This is a genomic window from Streptomyces sp. CC224B, from assembly GCF_030010595.1.
GTDB classification, from domain to species: domain Bacteria; phylum Actinomycetota; class Actinomycetes; order Streptomycetales; family Streptomycetaceae; genus Streptomyces; species Streptomyces longispororuber.
The window spans coordinates 1-955 of sequence record NZ_JASCXL010000249.1 but is presented as its reverse complement, the minus strand read 5'-3'; the positions used below and the strand labels follow the sequence as shown (position 1 = coordinate 955).

General features: G+C 70.6%; 1 protein-coding gene and 1 pseudogene. Both read left to right on the top strand.

All coding sequences use genetic code 11. The features are described from left to right. Positions 1-392, top strand: a pseudogene (locus tag QK440_RS41195) (hypothetical protein); the annotation flags it as partial. 40 nt (positions 393-432) lie between these two features. Beyond that, positions 433-930: a hypothetical protein gene (locus QK440_RS41190; RefSeq protein WP_282798388.1), complete on the top strand. Its 498-nt coding sequence runs from the start codon at positions 433-435 to the stop codon at positions 928-930. The last annotated feature ends 25 nt before the right edge of the window (positions 931-955 follow it).

Below are 955 nucleotides of genomic sequence, written 5' to 3'. Positions count from 1 at the left end.
GAAACGTCGCCGAGGTCCCGGGCGACGACTGGGCAGCGGCGTACGCGGACGCCGAGGAGCGGCTCATCGTGGCCGGGCGGGCCATGGACGATCGCGCGCTGGACCGCATGGTGGATCTCGGCTTCGCGACCCTGCCTGTGCGCGGCGCGCTGAGCGCGGGTGTCATGGAAATCGCCGCACACACATGGGACTTGCGCCAGGCCCTCGGAAGTGCGCACGAACTCGCCCCGGAGCTGGCCGAGTTCTCACTGGCATTCGCCCACGAGGCCCTGCCGCCGAAACGGCGCGGCGCCTCCGTCCCCTTCGAGCCGGTACGGGCCTGCAATGGCACCGGCACCGCGGCAACCCTCGCCAACAACGCGAACAACGCCCAGGCTGACGGCGGACGTTGACCGGGATCGGGCGCCCCCCGGCAGACGTAGGTGATCTACCGTGGCCCTGTCCGCGCGCGACCGCCTGGAGGCAGACGGAATGGCCGAGCTCATCAGTCGCGAAACAGTGGCCGTCGAAGTCGACTACTACGGCCTCGCCGTGGAGGACTGGGACGACACCCACGTCCCCGTCCCCTTCTCCGAAGACTGGGAACAGGGCCCCTTCCTGACCGCCCACCCCGGACGCCTGTCCTTCACCAGCGCCGGCCACACGCACACCGCGATGATGACGATCGAAGTCTGGGCAGAGGAACCCGCCGAGCCAGCCGGCGACTGGGAAGAGTCCGCCGTCACGGAGATCTCCTGCACATCGGGGCAGCTGCAGGCCCGCGGCCTGACCGCAGGCCCGTGGCCCGAACCGGTCCGCATCTCAGACAAGCCGGGCACCTGGAACGTGCACGTCCTGTGCCGCGGCCGGGCCGAGGTAGCGGTCCAGTCCCAGGACAGGGCAGTCGACGGCGTCGAGCAGTACGTGCTCCAGCTCTGGCCGCAGGCCTAAGCCGCAGTTCGGCGGGCCGGGCACC